Origin of the sequence: Burkholderia sp. FL-7-2-10-S1-D7 (assembly GCF_001524185.1) — a bacterium.
GTDB lineage: Bacteria > Pseudomonadota > Gammaproteobacteria > Burkholderiales > Burkholderiaceae > Burkholderia > Burkholderia diffusa.
In genome coordinates this window covers 59,904-75,447 of record NZ_LOWY01000088.1, presented here as the reverse complement: position 1 = coordinate 75,447, position 15,544 = coordinate 59,904, and the positions used below count along the sequence as shown (strand labels likewise).

At 67.6% G+C, this 15,544-nt stretch carries 13 protein-coding genes; 7 read left to right on the top strand and 6 right to left on the bottom strand.

The genetic code is table 11. The features are described 5' to 3' along the window. The first annotated feature begins 55 nt into the window (after positions 1-55). Positions 56-388, top strand: coding sequence for a cupin domain-containing protein (locus tag WS75_RS26420; RefSeq protein ID WP_059684832.1), 333 nt, complete (start codon positions 56-58; stop codon positions 386-388). 18 nt (positions 389-406) lie between these two features. Here WS75_RS26420 and WS75_RS26415 read toward each other — a convergent pair whose 3' ends face one another. After that, positions 407-1,165 carry an SDR family oxidoreductase gene (locus WS75_RS26415; RefSeq protein ID WP_059607135.1) on the bottom strand — a complete coding sequence of 253 codons (759 nt, stop codon included), beginning with the start codon at positions 1,163-1,165 and terminating at the stop codon, positions 407-409. A gap of 115 nt (positions 1,166-1,280) precedes the next feature. Continuing rightward, entirely contained in the window at positions 1,281-2,225 is a 945-nt protein-coding gene (locus tag WS75_RS26410; RefSeq protein WP_059684831.1) for a LysR family transcriptional regulator, read from the bottom strand. A 183-nt stretch (positions 2,226-2,408) separates the two neighbouring features. Between WS75_RS26410 and WS75_RS26405 the strand changes: the two genes are divergently transcribed. Next, positions 2,409-3,623, top strand: coding sequence for an FAD-dependent monooxygenase (locus tag WS75_RS26405; RefSeq protein ID WP_059684829.1), 1,215 nt, complete (start codon positions 2,409-2,411; stop codon positions 3,621-3,623). A gap of 96 nt (positions 3,624-3,719) precedes the next feature. Here the strand turns inward: WS75_RS26405 and WS75_RS26400 are convergent, their stop codons facing one another. Continuing rightward, positions 3,720-5,120 (bottom strand): LLM class flavin-dependent oxidoreductase, encoded by a 1,401-nt coding sequence (locus WS75_RS26400; RefSeq protein ID WP_059684827.1) that lies wholly within the window; start codon positions 5,118-5,120, stop codon positions 3,720-3,722. Next, positions 5,117-6,388, bottom strand: a complete 1,272-nt coding sequence (locus tag WS75_RS26395) for an acyl-CoA dehydrogenase family protein (RefSeq protein ID WP_059684825.1) — start codon at positions 6,386-6,388, stop codon at positions 5,117-5,119. The genes WS75_RS26400 and WS75_RS26395 overlap by 4 nt, the downstream gene beginning before the upstream one ends. Before the next feature lie 294 nt (positions 6,389-6,682). Between WS75_RS26395 and WS75_RS26390 the strand changes: the two genes are divergently transcribed. The 4 genes from WS75_RS26390 to WS75_RS26375 all read left to right on the top strand — a co-directional run bounded on the left by WS75_RS26390 (position 6,683) and on the right by WS75_RS26375 (position 11,804). Next, positions 6,683-7,921, top strand: coding sequence for an SfnB family sulfur acquisition oxidoreductase (locus WS75_RS26390; RefSeq protein ID WP_059684823.1), 1,239 nt, complete (start codon positions 6,683-6,685; stop codon positions 7,919-7,921). 418 nt (positions 7,922-8,339) lie between these two features. Beyond that, positions 8,340-9,626: a cytochrome c gene (locus WS75_RS26385; RefSeq protein ID WP_059684820.1), complete on the top strand. Its 1,287-nt coding sequence runs from the start codon at positions 8,340-8,342 to the stop codon at positions 9,624-9,626. Between the two features lie 15 nt (positions 9,627-9,641). Beyond that, the gene (locus tag WS75_RS26380; protein ID WP_059684870.1) at positions 9,642-10,175 is read left to right on the top strand and encodes a sugar dehydrogenase complex small subunit; all 534 of its coding nucleotides are present in this window, start codon (positions 9,642-9,644) and stop codon (positions 10,173-10,175) included. 27 nt (positions 10,176-10,202) lie between these two features. Then, on the top strand, positions 10,203-11,804 hold the full coding sequence (locus WS75_RS26375; protein ID WP_059684817.1) for a GMC family oxidoreductase: 1,602 nt from the start codon (positions 10,203-10,205) through the stop codon (positions 11,802-11,804). A gap of 66 nt (positions 11,805-11,870) precedes the next feature. On the opposite strand, the gene WS75_RS26370 is transcribed toward WS75_RS26375, so the two are convergent. Beyond that, positions 11,871-12,815, bottom strand: a complete 945-nt coding sequence (locus WS75_RS26370) for an alpha/beta hydrolase (protein ID WP_059684815.1) — start codon at positions 12,813-12,815, stop codon at positions 11,871-11,873. A gap of 64 nt (positions 12,816-12,879) precedes the next feature. Continuing rightward, positions 12,880-13,980 carry an OpgC domain-containing protein gene (locus WS75_RS26365; RefSeq protein ID WP_059684868.1) on the bottom strand — a complete coding sequence of 367 codons (1,101 nt, stop codon included), beginning with the start codon at positions 13,978-13,980 and terminating at the stop codon, positions 12,880-12,882. 382 nt (positions 13,981-14,362) lie between these two features. Between WS75_RS26365 and WS75_RS26360 the strand changes: the two genes are divergently transcribed. Then, the gene (locus WS75_RS26360; RefSeq protein ID WP_059684812.1) at positions 14,363-15,517 is read left to right on the top strand and encodes a porin; all 1,155 of its coding nucleotides are present in this window, start codon (positions 14,363-14,365) and stop codon (positions 15,515-15,517) included. Positions 15,518-15,544: the final 27 nt, after the last annotated feature.

Here is a 15,544-nt window from a genome sequence, read left to right as displayed (position 1 = left end):
CGCGCTACAGTGGGCGTCATCCGCCTTCCGCCGAAGGCCGACCCGAGGTCGAACCATGCAACTTCAAACCGGCAACCTGTTCAATGTCGAAGGAGCGCGCGGCGACGACGAGCGGGTCGATGTGCTCGTCGCCGGCGCACGCCTGAACGTCGAGCGGATCGTGTCGATGGGGCATACGAGCCCCGACGGGTTCTGGTATGACGATTCGCGCGCCGAATGGGTGGTGCTGCTGTCGGGCGCCGCGGTGCTCGAATTCGAAGCGGACGCTACGCTGCACGACATGCGCCCCGGCGACTACGTGCTGATCGAACCGCATTGCCGGCATCGCGTCGCGTGGACGCATCCCGACGAGCCGAGCGTCTGGCTCGCGATCTATCACGACCGTTGAAATGCGCGGGGCGTCGCGTTACCCGCGCCCCACGAACGGCATCGTGGTCGCCATGATCGTCATGTTCAGGATGTTCGTATCCAGCGGAAGATTCGCCATCTGGACGACCGCGTTCGCGACGTGCGTGACGTCCATCCGCGCTTCGGGCGCCATGCGTCCATCGGCCTGCAGCACGCCTTCCGTCATGCGGTCCGTCAGCGACGTCGCCGCGTTGCCGATGTCGATCTGACCGCACGCGATGTTGTACGCGCGGCCGTCGAGCGCGAGCGACTTGGTGATGCCGGCCACCGCGTGCTTGGTGGCCGTGTACGCGATCGTGTTCGGGCGCGGCGTATAGGCGGAGATCGAGCCGTTGTTGATGATCCGGCCACCCTGCGGCGTTTGCGCCTTCATCACACGCCACGCGGCCCGTGCGCACAGAAAGACGCCTGTCAGGTTCGTCGCGACGACGTCGTTCCAGACGTCGAACGCGTATTCGTCGAGCGGAACGGCCGGCGCGTTGCGGCCGGCATTGTTGAAGAGGACGTCCAGCCGCCCGAACTGCCGCGCGATCTGCGCGAACGCGTGTTCGACCGATGCTTCGTCGGTGACGTCGGCCGGAAACGCGTGTGCGTCGCCGTGCGCGGCGACGATCGCCTCTTTCGTCTCACGCAGCGATGCTTCCTTGCGTCCGATCAGCGCGACGGTATATCCGGCGTTCGCGAGTGCGATTGCCGCCGCGCGACCGATGCCGGATCCGGCGCCCGTGACGACGGCGATCTTCTTCGAGACAGACATGGCTTGATTCCCTGCGGGTTGGGTGAGGAAAGCGGCGGCGGTCGCGCGATGCGCTCGCCGTGCGCCGGTGGAAGCAACATGCTACCGCGCACGCCGAATTTCGCGACGCGCGCGACTATTTCCTGCGCGCAGGCGGTGCCTTGCGTCCGCGCGTTCCGGTTTCCGCGAACAGGCTGACCACGACCTCCCGCAACCAGCGGTTGCCTTCGTCCTGATTCATGCGCGCATGCCACAGCATGTGAATCGGCGCGCCTGGCAGCGTGACCGGCAACGCGCGCCAGCCCAGCGAAAACGGCGCCGCGAGCTGCAGCGCAAGATGTTCCGGCACGGTCGCGATCAGGTCGGTGCGCTGCAGGATGTAACCGACGCTCATGAAGTGCGGCACCGTCAGCCGCACGCGGCGTTTCACGCGGCGCCGCTTCAGCCATTCGTCCACCTGCCCGTGACCGGTGCCTGCCGACACCACGACCAGATGCTCGGCGTCGCGCCACGCGTCGACGGTCAGCGGCGCGTCTTCGAGCGGATGCCCGCGCCGGAACAGGCACACGTAGCGCTGATCGAACAGCCGGCGCTGATAGAACCCGCCCTGAAGTTGCGGCAACAGCCCGATCGCGAGATCGACGCGGCCGTCGGCCATCTCGTCGCGGAGGTTGACGCTCGTGTTGCGCACCGTATTGAGCGCGATGCCCGGCGCTGCGCGCGACAGGTGTTCGAGCAGCGCGGGCAGAAACACGACTTCGCCGATATCGGTCATCCCGATCGTCATCGTACGCGACGCGCGCAGCGGATCGAACCCGGTCTCGGGGTTGAGCGCGGCATGCAGCGTCGACAGCGCGTGCGCAACCGGTTCGGCCAGGCGCTGCGCGAACGGCGTCGGGACCACGCCGCCCGGGCCGCGCACGAACAGCGGATCGCCGAGCCGGCGGCGCAGCTTCGCGAGCGCGTTGCTGACGCCCGGCTGGCTCATGTTCATCTGCTCGGCGACGCTCGACACGCGCCGCTCCTGCATCAGCCGCTGAAACAGCAGCAACAGATTGAGGTCGATCTCGCTCAGTTCCATGGTTCGGCGTGGCCTCCGGTCATTCCGTTCAGTGATGAAGCGGATTCACGGCATTTTATTGTGGGATGACGAGACGCTGCTGAAAATACCGACACGGCGCACGCATTCGACAGGCGCGCCGGGCAGGTCACGCGCGCCGCGGCCTCGACCACTCATTACTTGAATATCGGAGACACGTTCATCATGCAGACGAAACTGAGGATCGCGATCGTCGGTGCCGGCATCGGCGGCCTGACGCTGGCGCTTGCATTGCGCGAACAGGGCATCGACGCGCAGCTGTACGAGCAGACCGACGTGCTGCGCGAGGTGGGGGCGGCCGTCGCGCTGTCGGCCAACGCGACGCGTTTCTATGAACGGATGGGATTGCGCCCGGCTTTCGACGCGGTGTGCGCGGAGATCCCGGGCCTCGTCTATCGCGACGGACGCAGCGGCGCGGTGATCGGCCATCATCGCGGCGAGCCCGACTATCGCCGGCAGTTCGGCGGCTCGTACTGGGGCGTGCATCGCGCGGACCTGCAGGCGATTCTGTCGAAGGCGGTCGGGGTCGAGCAGATTCATCTCGGCCATCGGCTCGTCGATCTCGCGCAACATCCGGAACGCGTCACGCTGACCTTCGCCAACGGCGAACGTGTCGACGCCGATCTCGTGATTGGCGCGGACGGCGCGCGTTCGATCACGCGGCGCTGGATGCTCGGCTACGACGACGTGTTGTATTCGGGTTGCTCGGGTTTTCGCGGCGTGGTGCCGGCCGAGCGGATGAGCCTGCTGCCCGATCCCGAGACCATTCAGTTCTGGGTCGGGCCGCACGGTCATCTGCTGCACTATCCGATCGGCGACAACGGCGACCAGAACTTCCTGCTGGTCGAGCGTCATCCGTCGCCGTGGCCGTCGCGCGACTGGGTCATGCCGGCGGAGGAGGGCGAGCAACTGCGCCTGTTCGGGGACTGGCATCCGGCGGTGGTGCAGATGATCACCGCAGTGCCGATCAGCCAGCGCTGGGGGCTGTTCCACCGGCCGCCGCTCGGCCGCTGGAGCCGCGGGCGCGTGACGCTGATCGGCGATGCCGCGCATGCGCTGGTGCCACATCACGGGCAGGGCGCGAATCAGTCGATCGAGGACGCGATGGTGCTGGCCGCGCAACTGGCGAAGGCGGGGCCGGGCAACTGGCGCGAGGCGCAGGAGGCTTATGAGCGGCTGCGGCGCGGCCGCACGCGCAAGGTGCAGTACGCGTCGATTTCCGCCGCCGACGTGCTGCATCTACCCGACGGGCCGGCCGCGCAAGCGCGCAATGCGCGGCTCGGCGAGCGCGACAGCGTGCTGCATCACCTGGACTGGATTCACGATTTCGACGCACTCGCCGACGAGCCGAACGAGCGGCAAGGCGGGACGTGGCTTTGAACTGACAGGCGCGGCGCACGCGGCGGCAGTGCGCCGGGCGGCCGGGGCGGCGGTTACGCGGTCGTCCGTCGGGAATGCGGTCCGGCCGCGCTGCCGTCACGCGTAGTCGGCCACCTGTTCCGCATCGCGCTTGACCTGTTCGATGTCGCGAAACCGCGCGGCCGGATGCGCGTCCGGCAGCCGCGCCGACCCGCCGAACAGCTTCTCGCGCAGCGTGCCCGGCGCGTATTCGGTCGGGTAGACACCGCGCCGCTGCAACTCCGGCACCAGGTAGCGCACGATGTCCTCGAAGGTTTCGTGCGCAACGGCATACGCGAGATTGAAGCCGTCGACGTCGGTCGCGGCGACCCATTCCTGCAGGATGTCGGCGACGGTCTGCGCGGAACCGACGAATACCGGCCCCATCCCGCCGATGCCGCCCCAGGCCGCCAGTTCCTCGATCGTCCATGCGGTATCGCCGCCGGCCAGATGCTCGACGGCCGACACGATCGCATTCGTCTCGACGCGCCGGACGGGATCGGTCGGCGCGTACTGGCCAAAATCGATGCCGGTCCAGCCGGACATGAACACGAGCGAGCCGTCGTACGAAACATAGCGGCGGTACTCGTCGAATTTCGCCTGTGCCTTCTCGTCGGTCTCGTCGACGATCACGGTGACGAGGTTGTAGATCAGCACGTCGCGCGGGTCGCGACCCGCGGCCGCGGCTTGCGCACGCACGTCGGCGACATAGCGCGCGAGTTGAGGGCGCGTCGGCGCGGCGACGAACACGCATTCGGCGTGTTGCGCGGCGAACGCCTTGCCGGGGCCGGACGCGCCGGCCTGGAACAGCACCGGCGTGCGCTGCGGCGACGGTTCGCACAGGTGATAACCGGGCACGTCGAAGAAGCGCCCCTTGTGCCCGATCTCGTGCACCTTCTCCGGATGCGTGAACACGCGGCCGTCGCGATCGCGCACGACCGCGCCGTCTTCCCAGCTGCCTTCGAACAGCTTGTACAGCACCTCAACGTATTCGGCCGCGACCGCATAGCGGTCGTCGTGCGTGCGCAGCCCGTTGTCGCCGACGTTCTTCGCGCCGCTTTCCAGATACGACGTGACGATATTCCACGCGAGCCGGCCCTTCGTGTGATGGTCGGCGGTCGACAGCCGGCGCGCGAACGTGTACGGATGCTCGAACGTCGTCGACGCGGTGATGCCGATGCCGAGATGCTCGGTGGCCATCGCGATCGGCGCGGCGAGCTGCAGCGGATCGTTGACCGGAATCTGCGCGGCCTGATGCAGCGCGTGGTAGTTGCTGCCCTGGTAGACGTCGTAATAGCCGATCACGTCGGCGATGAAGATCGCGTCGAAGATCCCGCGCTCGAGCACGCGCGCGAGATCGGTCCAGTAGTCGAGATCCTTGTACTGCCACGAACGATCGCGCGGATGCGCCCACAGGCCCGGCGACTGATGGCCGACGCAATTCATCTCGAACGCGTTGAAGCGAATGGTCTTGCTCATCGCGCGGCTCCCGATTCCGTGCCTGCACCTGCATCTACACCTGCACCATTGCCGACGCGCCAGACGAATGGCGGCGTGCGTCCGTTGATGACCCAGTCGCCGACGATCCGCGCCTTGTAGACGAGCGGATTGTGCGACGACACCGTGCGCGCGTTGCGCCAGTGACGATCGAGCGCGGTCGTACTGCGCGTCGCGGAGGCGCCGAGCGCGTCGAACAGGCGTGTCGCCGCGCGCAGCACGAGTTCCGACACGACGAGCTGGCTTTGTGCGGATTCGATTTCGGCCGCGACATTCGCGGCACGTTCAGCCTCATCGTCGCCACCGAAGCGTGCGACGTACGCCTGCTGCAGCGGCTGTGCAGCGCGCAGCGCGAGCGCATCGGCCGCATAGGCCCACGACGCGATTTCGCCGATCACCTGCTGAAGTTGCGCATCGTCGCCGGCGCGTGCTGCGTTGCCGTGGCTGTAGACGCGCGAGCGGTTGCGCACGAGTTCGCCCGCGTCGCGCACGATCGCGTGGCCGATGCCGGCCAGCGTGGCGACATGGAACAGCTGGTAGAACGCGGTCTGGTATTTGAAGCGGCGTGCAAAATCGATCACGTTGTCGGCGTCGACCGCCGCATTCTCGAAGCGTGTCGTGCCGCTGCCGGTCGTCGTCTGGCCGAAGCCGTCCCAGTCGTCGTCGCGGATCACGCCGGGCTGCGCGGTGGCGACCGCGACGATCACGTCGCTGCCGTCGTGCGCGCGTTGCGCGAATACGTCGATCCAGTCCGCGAACAAACTGCCGGTGCTGTAGAACTTGCGGCCGTTCAGCACGAACCGGCCGTTCTGCTCCGACACCTTGGTGATCGTCTGGCCGAGCGGGACGTCGCCGGCTTCCGACCATGCGTTGCCGACGAGCTGGCCGCTCGCGAAGCGGTCGAACCACGTCGTGCGCAACGGCCCGGGCGGCGCGTTCAGCCAGTCCTCGACGAAGGCGAAGTGCCCGCGCAACGCCTGCGGCAGATTGGAATCGGCGGCGGCGAGTTCGGTCAGCAGCCGGAACAGCTGCGGCAGCGATGCGCCGGCACCGCCGTCGCGCACCGGCAGCCGTATCGCGCCGAAGCCGGCGGCCTTGAGCCAGCCGATCGCTTCGTGCGGCAGTTCGCGGCGGCGTTCGCGCTCGGCGGTGCCGGCGGCGATGCGCTCGAAGAGGGGGCGAAAGCGGCTCGCGAGTGCATCGTAGTCGGTGCCGGTGGAAAGATCGGTATCTGCGTGCGACGAAGTCATGCGGTGTTCCTCGAAGGGCGGGGCCTTTTGCATCGGGATGCCAGTATAGGAAGCACGCCGCGCGCATTCCAATAACGGATTCGCAGATCGTTATCGTCGCTGCGCATTACGCGGATCAACGACGGGAGGTGTCGACGCTCGGGCATCGATTGCGATGTCGAAGCGCGGAAACGGACGCCGTGCCGTGCAATGTAGTTTGCTATCCAAAGGAATATCGTTACGAGAATCGCTCGGTTTGTCGGCTGGCGGGACGCTGCTAGATTGAGTGCTTTCGTCATTCGACAGGAGAGCTCGATGTCAGATACGAGTGCGACGATTCAGGCGCGCCCGGCCGACGCAGGACCGCAGGTTGCCCGCGTGATCGCCGACGACGCGCAGGCGATCGCGGTCGCGCATGCGCTTGCGCAGCGGCTGGCCGAAGGGGCGGCCGAACGCGATCGCGAGCGCCGGCTGCCGCGCGACGAGATCGAATGGTTCTCGCAGTCGGGGCTGTGGGCGATCACGGTGCCGAAGGCGTACGGCGGCGCGGGGGTATCGCACGTGACGCTCACCGAGGTGATCAAGATCGTTTCCGCGGCCGATGCGTCGCTCGGGCAGTTGCCGCAGAACCACTTCGGGCTGGTCGACGTGATCGCGCTGACCGGCACCGACGCGCAGAAGCGCCATTTTTTCGCGGAAATCCTCAGCGGCAAGCGTTTCGGCAACGGTTTCTCGGAGAAGGGCACGAAGCATGTGCTCGACCTGAAGACGCGCGTGCGGCGCGACGGCGACGACTATCTCGTCGACGGCACGAAGTTCTACTCGACCGGCGCACTGTTCGCGCACTACGTGCCGGTGCTCGGCCTCGACGATGCGCGGCAGGCGTGGCTCGCGTACGTCCCGCAGCCGACGCCCGGGCTGACCGTGGTCGACGACTGGTCGGGCTTCGGGCAGCGCACGACCGCGAGCGGCACGGTGGTGCTCGACGGCGTGCGCGTGCCGGCTTCGCATGTGCTGAACGCGCAGCGCGTATCGGACGAACCGACGCTCAACGGCCCGCTGTCGCAGATCATCCAGGCGGCGATCGATGCCGGCATCGCGAGGGCCGCGATCGCCGATACCGAGACGTTCGTGCGCACGCGCACGCGACCCTGGGTCGACAGCGGCGTCGAACGCGCGGCCGACGATCCGTTGATCGTCCGCGAGATCGGCCGTCTGCATATCCAGCTGCATGCGGCGGAAGCGCTGCTCGAACGCGCGGCGCGCACGCTCGACGAGATCGGCGCGCGCGGTACGGTGACCGACGACGATGTCGCGCGTGCGTCGGTCGCGGTCGGCGAGGCGAAGGTGCTCACGACCGAGATCGCGCTGCTCGCGGGCGAGAAGCTGTTCGAGCTGGCCGGCACGCAGTCGACGCTCGCCGAGCACAATCTCGACCGGCACTGGCGCAATGCGCGCACGCACACGCTGCACGATCCGGTGCGGTGGAAGTATCACCTCGTCGGCAACTACTACCTGAACGGGGTGCGGCCGGCGCGTCACGCGTGGAATTGAACCGGAGCTTTCGCGAGCCGAAATGTCGCGCGCGCCAGCCATGCTGCGCAGCATGTGCCGTCTCCCGGGCGAACTTTCCGTCGCATCGCTGAGCTGCATGCCGCCCGGACTTTGTCCTGCGCGGCATGCGAGCCATTCTTTCGTCCCGCTGCCCTGAAAACGGTGCCGGCTCACCCGGCACGCCGATCGGCACGGCCGCGCCCACGCGGTGTTCGACCGTCTTCCGGAATCCGGCGGCGCTGATCCGGCATCCGCCGATTATTATCCGAATGGTGATTCTGTATCGATTTAGTGTATCGATACAGAAGATGATATAGTGCGACCAAACCACGCGAGCGATTCCTCCGGAAGATAGAGGGCCGTATCGCGAGTCTCCCCGAAACCGCTTTGCTCACCGGATTTCTCACGGACGATTTCCATGCGTTTACCCGGCTTTTTCGCGCTTGTCGCGCTTTCCCTCATCGCGACGGACCCCGCATCGGCGGCCGTGCAGGCCGCGGATCGCGTCGCCGCGGGCAAGGCGCTGGCCGTCGCGGCCGACTGTGTCGCGTGCCATACGGTGCAGGGAGGGCAGCCGTTCGCGGGCGGCCTCGCGATGCCGTTGCCGATGGGCGACATCTACTCGACCAACATCACGCCGGACAAGCAAACGGGGATCGGCAACTACTCGGAGCAGGAATTCGCGAACGTGCTGCGCAAGGGGCTTCGGCGCGACGGCGGCAACCTGTATCCGGCGATGCCGTATCCGTCGTACACGAAGTTCAGCGACGACGACATCGCGAACCTGTACGCGTATTTCATGCACGGCGTCGCACCGGTGCACCAGCCGAACCGCCGGCCGGATTTCCCGTGGCCGCTGACCATGCGCTGGCCGCTGAAGATCTGGAACGCGCTGTATCTGCGCGAAGGCGCATATGTGCCGAAGCAAGGGCGGGACGCCGAGTGGAATCGCGGCGCCTACCTGGTGCAGGGCGCTGCGCACTGCGGCACCTGTCATACGCCGCGCGGCATCGGGATGCAGGAACTGGCCTACGACGAAACCGGCGCCGGCTATCTCGCCGGCGCGCCGCTCGCGGGCTGGCAGGCGTTCAACATCACGCGCGACCGCGACGCGGGCATCGGCACGTGGACGACCGCGCAGATCGTCCAGTACCTGCGCACCGGCAACGTGCCGGGCAAGGCGCAGGCGGCCGGCCCGATGGCGGAAGCGGTCGAACACAGCTTCAGCCGCATGAGCGACCGCGATCTGAATGCGATCGCCGCCTATTTGTCGACGGTGCCGGCGGCGAAGGGCGCCGATATCGCACCGCGTTCCGCGCAGGGGCGCAAGACCGACGACTACGTCGCGGTCCGCGCCGCGGCCGCGATGGGAAGCCCGGCGCCGGCCGGTGCGTCGCTCTACCTCGATCATTGCGCGAGCTGTCACGGGATGACGGGCGCCGGCACGGCAGACGGATTCTTCCCGTCGCTGTTCGCCAACAGCGCGGTCGGCACCGCCACCGCGTCGAACCTGCTGCAGGTGGTCATGCATGGCGCGAGCGTGAACAACGGCGCCACGCACTATTTCATGCCAGCGTTCCAGACCGAACTCAAGGACGACGAAGTGGCGACCTTGGTGAACTACTTGAGCGACCGGTTCGGCAATGGCAAGACTCGCGTGAGCGCGGCGGATGTCGCGAAGATCCGCACGGCCCCCGCCCACTGACAGGAGATGCACGCGATGAAAGAGTTCGACGTGACCGACGACGCGAACGCGCAGCGTCGCCGCTTCGTGAAGCTGTCGGCCGGCGCGGCGCTTGCCGCCGCACTGCCTGCCGGCATGCTGATCGCCCGCGCAGCGGCTGCGCCGGAGGCCGTGCCGCTGCGGGATTTTGCCGGTGTGGCCGCCTACCTGACGCGCCGCTCGACGCTTCCGTCGCGCTATGTGCAATCCGTCTACGACGGTCTCGTCGCGCAGGACCGCGAATTTCCCGCGCGGCTGCGCGCGCTCGCCGTCGCGATCGACATGGGCACGCAGCCGCTCGACGCGCTCGTGCGCACGCTCGGCGTCGCGGCCCCCGAGTTGCGCACCACCGCGCTGGCCATCATCGAGGCCTTCTACACGGGCAGCGTCGGCCATGGCGGGCAGGCGCGCATGGTCGGCTACGAAACCGCGCTGATGTTCGAGCCGACCGCCGACGTCACGGTCATTCCGACCTACATCCGCGCGCGCCCCGAGTACTGGACGGCGCGCCCGACCGCCGACGCCGGCTGACCGGCCTTTCGAACGAGGATCGAAATCATGAGCAGTACCTATGACGCGGACGTCATCGTAATCGGCGCGGGCATCCTGGGCGGCGCCGTTGCGCAGTCGCTGACGCAGGAACGCAAGTCCGTCATCGTGCTCGAGGCGGGGCCGGAGGTGAAGCGGGCCGAGCTCGTGCGCGCGTTCCGCGACTACGGCAACAAGTCGGACTACAACGGCCCGTATCCGGATCTGCCGTGGGCGCCGAAATCGTCCACCGGGCGCTATTCCGATCGCTACATCGAGAGCGTCGGCCCGGTGCTGCAGAAGCCGTCGTTCCTGCGGCTCGTCGGCGGCACCACGTGGCACTGGGGAGGGGCGACGTGGCGCATGCTGCCGAACGATTTCCGGCTGCGCAGCCTCTACGGCCAGGGGCGCGACTGGCCGATCGGTTATGACGAACTCGAGCCGTGGTACCAGCTCGCCGAAGAGCAGATCGGCGTATCGGGCTCGGATACCGACGACCAGAGCGGCCAGGGCGGCGGGCCGTTCCCGCCGCGCTCGAAGCCGTATCCGATGCGGCAGCAACCGTGGTCGTACCTGACGCAGCAGGTCGCGGACAAGGTCGCGACGATCGGCCATCGTTTCGTCGACGAACCCAACGCGCGCGCGACGCGGCCCTACGAGGGCCGACCGACCTGCGCCGGCAACAACAACTGCGCGCCGATCTGCCCGATCGGTGCGCAATTTTCAGGCGATCGCCCGGTGCTGCGCGCGGTCGCGCAGGGCGCGCGGCTGCTGACGAACGCGGTCGTCTACAAGATCGAGCGCGGCGAGAATCGCAAGATCGCCGCGATCCATTACATGACGCCGGACGGCAAAAGCACGCGCCTGACGGCGCGGACCTTCGTGCTCGCGGCGCATGGCGTCGAGATTCCGAAGCTGCTGCTGATGTCGGGCGTCGCGAATTCGTCGGACCAGGTCGGCCGCAACATGATGGGACACACCGGCCGCGCGATCGCGATGCTCGCGCGCGAGCCGGTGTGGGCCGGGCGCGGCCCGACGCAGCAGGGCAGCATCAACACGCGGCGCGACGGCGCGTTTCGCCGCGAACACGGCGCGATCCGGCATTTCCTCGACAACACGGTGCCCAACGAGGTCGTCACGCGGCGGCTGATCGCGCAAGGTGTCGTCGGCGACGCGCTCGATGCGCGGATTCGTCACGACGCGGCGCGCTATCTGAAGATCGCCAGCTACGTCGAGATCCTGCCCGACCCGCGCAACCGCGTGACGCTGAGCGATCGCAAGGATGCGCTCGGGCTGCCGACGCCGCGCACCGACTACGACGTGTACGACTACGCGTTGCGCGCGGCATCGCAAGTGCTCGACGACTACCGCGATTTCCAGCAGGTGTTCGGTGCGACCGAGATCGTGAACGACATCCATGCGTGGGTGCCGAGTTCGCACATCATGGGCACGACGATCATGGGCAGCGATCCGGCCGATTCGGTCGTCGACCGCGATTGCCGTACGCACGATCACCCGAACCTGTTCATCGCGAGCACGGCGGTGCATCCGAGTTCGTCGGTGGTCAATCCGACGCTGACCGGGTATGCGCTGGCGCTGCGGATGGCAAGGACGATCGCTGCGGAAGTCTGACGCAAGCAAGGCGGCCGGCGGCGCGCGCATACCGCCCGCCACGGCGGGGCCGCGCTCGGGCCCGCATCATTTCACGCATTCCAGTGCGTACTTCAACCCCTGTCCGAGCAGCCCGCGCCACACTTCCCACGTGTGCCCGCCGTCGACGATGCGCAGTTCCGCCGGGTTCTGCGCGCGGCGCAGGTGCGTGTACAGCACGCTCGATTCGGCCTGGATCGTCAGGTCGTCGTCGCCCGCCGCGATGAACATCGGCACCCGCCAGTTGCGCGCGAAATAGCCGCGCATCAGCGCCGGGTAGTTCAGCTCGTGCCACACGCGCGGGTCGAACTGCCGGTCGCCGAACACGCCGACATAACGTGCGGCGGAATTGAGCGGCGGCTCGTTCGCGTAGATCGCGGGGCTCAGCAGCATCGCGCCGCAGAACAGGCCCGGCTCGAGCAGCGAGAAACGCAGCGCGCCGAAGCCGCCCATCGACACACCGCCGATCGCGCGGCCCGCGCGCTGGTTCGACACCGCGAAGTGCGCTTCGACTTCAGGCAGCAGGTCGTTGAGGAACGCGCTCTGCATCTTCTCCTTGCGGTCGACGTACCAGTCGGTGCCGCCTTGCGGCATCACGATCACGACGGGCGGAATCTCGCGGCGCTCGATCAGCGTGTCGGCGGTGGCCTGCAGCCGGCCCTGCGTGATCCAGTCGTTTGCGTTGCCGGCGTTGCCGTGCAGCAGGTACAGCACCGGATAGCGCGCGCCTTCCGGGTTGTAGCCTGGCGGGAGGTAGACCGTGTAAGACCAGTCGCGCTTCAGCGATGCCGACCGGAACGCGCGCAGCACGACGCTGCTGCCCGGATTGACCGAGGGTTCCTGGGCGGCCGCCGCGATCGTTGCGGGCGGGACGGTCGCGGCCGCGGGCGCGGACGACGCCGGCGAAACCGCGGGCCCGCCCGGCGTGGCGTGGGCGGTGGCGATGGCACCGGCGATCAGGGCGGCGGCGAACGGAAGGGCGAGTCGGCGCATGGTGAACCGTTTCAGGAGAGGCGCCCGCTATCGTAGCAGCGGCGCATGACGGCGCGGCGCATCATCACCGCGGACGGAACGGGAACGGCAGCCGCGACACGAGCGGCGCATAGAGCTTCGCGACGAGATACAGCAGGCCCATCGCGACGACGTCGGCGGTCAGGCCGAGCGGCACGTTCAGATAGCCTTCGGTCGCCTGGTACAGCAGCGAGTCGACCGCGAGCGAGATGCCGGTGCCGGCGACGAAGCACAGCAGCCCCTGGCGGCCGATCGTGCCGATCCACGGCATTGCATGCGCGACCTTCTTCATCCACCCGAGGTGCACGAGCTTGGCCGCGAGCCACGCGATCGCGAGGAAGTTCGCGAGCCGCAGCGCGCCGAGATTCTGCTTGATCGACGGGTCGGTCGGGAACGGCTCGATGCGCAGCCGGTAGTACGCGCCGGCCGCGACGATCGCGAGCGACACGGCCGTCAGCAGCCAGCCCTGCGGTTTCGGTGCGAGCGTCTGGTAGACGGGCTGGCAGCGGGCGATCACGCCGAGCACGAACAGGAACTGCCACGCGAACGGATTGAAGTCCCACGGCGCGCCTTCGACGGTCGGCAAGAAGCGCGCGACGTGCGGCGCCGCGTACCAGAGCGAGCCGCTGAATGCGAGCATCAACCACGGCTGCGTGCGCGCGAGCGGCAGCGCGAGCGGCACGAGCAGCGCGAAGAACGCATACATCGGCAGCACCGACGCGAGATACGGCTGGCGGCGGAACAGCAGGATGTCGCGCAGCGCGGCGAGCGGCTTGTGGAGCAGGCCGTCGAGATCGTTGGTCGGCATGTTCGGGCCGTCGATCGAGAATGCGTTCAGCACGGCGGTGATGAGCAGCATCAGGCCGGCCGTCACGAGGAAAGCACGGTAGATCTCGAAGGCACGGCGGATGAAACGCTGGCGCGCGGCAGCCTCGTCGTGGCGCTCGGCGAGCGAGTTGTACGCGATGGCGGTCGCGAAACCGCCGAGGAACACGAACACCTCGGCCGCATCGCACAGCGCGTACGCATGGAGCGTCACGCGCGACAGAATGCTGCCGCCGATGTGGTCGACGACGATCACCAGCAGCACGAGGCCGCGGAAGAAATCGAGCTCGGCGTAGCGGCCGGCCCGGGCGGCGGCGGTCATCGGGCCGCCTCCCGGCGCGCGCCGCGTGCGCGGCCGGCACCCGCCGCGCATGAATCGGGGTGAAGCATGACTTCGTGAAGAAATGACGAACGGATGCGCATTGTGCCACCGATGTGACGTCGTCCGGGTTTACGCGGATGGTGGGCCGGCCAGCCGTTACCGACAAGCCTGGTCAGGCCATGACGAGGATAGGGCAAGTTGGACGAGCGCAACGCTTTGCGTGCCGGCCCCACGCCCATATGGACGGGCGGTTTGCGACGTGACACCATTTTGTACGCGCGGCTGCACACCGCGCAGTCCGCCCTGCGGGCCACCTCTATAAAACAGACCAAACAATCGCCGGGCGCATGGCCTGCCCGGCACCCGGCTCCGGAGATTCGTCATGAAGAAGCACGTCATTTTTGCCGCCGCGCTGGCCGCTTTTGCCGCGCCGGCCTTCGCGCAGGACAGCGTGACGCTGTACGGCCTGATCGACGAGGGCTTCAACTACACGAACAACGTGAACGTAGGCGGGGTCGGAAAAACGAATTACCAGCTCGCGAGCGGCTACGCGCAGGGCAGCCGCTGGGGCCTGAAGGGCAGCGAGGACCTGGGCGGCGGGTTGAAGGCGATCTTCACGCTGGAAAACGGCTTCGACGTGAACAATGGCCGGTTCAATCAGGGCGGCCGGATGTTCGGCCGCCAGGCGTTCGTCGGGCTGAGCGCGTCGCGCTTCGGCACGCTGACCTTCGGCCGCCAGTACGATTCAGTCGTCGACTATCTCGCGCCGCTGACCGCGAACGGCAACTGGGGCGGCACGCTGTTCTCGCACCCGTTCGACAACGACAACACGGACAACTCGTTCCGCGTCAACAACACGGTCAAGTATGCGAGCCCCGACTGGAACGGGCTGTCGTTCGGCGGCACCTACAGCTTCAGCAACAGCACGGGCTTCTCGACCAACCGCCAGTACAGCATCGGCACGCAGTATTCGCTGGCCGGGCTGCAGGTCGCGGCTGCCTACCTGCAGGCGAACAGCCCGGGCGTCGGCAACGCGGGCGCGATCGCGGCCGACGATGCGAACTTCGTCGCCGACCGCCTGCGCATCTTCGGCGGCGGCATCAACTACACGTTCGGCCCGGCGACGGTCGGCTTCGTCTATACGAAGACCGACGTGAAGAACCCGGTGTCGACCGTCTACCTGCCGGCGTCGACGTTCTCGGGCCTCGGGCTGACCGCGACCAAGTTCCAGAACTTCGAGATCAACGGCAAGTATCAGCTCACGTCCGATTTCTATCTCGGCGCGCAGTACGTGTTCACGGACGGCAAGTTCGACGCCGCGGCCGGTTCGTTCAAGCCGAAGTACCACACCGTCGGGCTGATGGCCGACTACAGCCTGTCCAAGCGCACCGACGTCTACCTGCAGGGTGCATGGCAGAAGGTCGCCGGCGACAAGACCGGCACCGCGGCCGATGGCGGCTACGTGGTCGGGACGGACGGCCCGTCGTCGTCGGCGAACCAGTTCGCGGTGCGCGCCGCGATCCGCCACAAGTTCTGAGGTCGACCTGCCGGCGCCCGGGGGCGG